Source organism: Limimaricola sp. G21655-S1, from assembly GCF_027213785.1.
Lineage (GTDB): Bacteria > Pseudomonadota > Alphaproteobacteria > Rhodobacterales > Rhodobacteraceae > Limimaricola.
In genome coordinates this window covers 1-265 of the sequence record NZ_JAPWGO010000268.1, presented here as the reverse complement: position 1 = coordinate 265, position 265 = coordinate 1, and the positions used below count along the sequence as shown (strand labels likewise).

The window sequence follows — 265 nt, the reverse complement described above, 5'->3', positions numbered from 1 at the left end:
GTCGATCACCACCGCTTCCGGGTCCAGCGGCTGGTCGAGGTCGGCCGCCGCCAGCACCGCACGGTCCAGCGTATATTGCAGATTGGTCCGGTCGCGCTCCATGCGCACAAGGTCCATCCCCAGCCCGCCTAACGCGAACATCAAGACGAGAATCATGATCATCGGCTTGGCGAGAACATCACTTTCGTCGCTGCGAAACGCGCGCAATTCGTCAACAAAGCCCAGGCGCGGCTGCGGTCCGGTCAAGGCAGATGAAGTCCAGAAG

1 protein-coding gene is annotated in these 265 nt (G+C 61.9%); it reads right to left on the bottom strand.

The features are described from left to right. The coding region (locus tag O4G76_RS20725; RefSeq protein WP_269399003.1) for a TadE/TadG family type IV pilus assembly protein at positions 1-265 on the bottom strand (265 nt) is incomplete at both ends.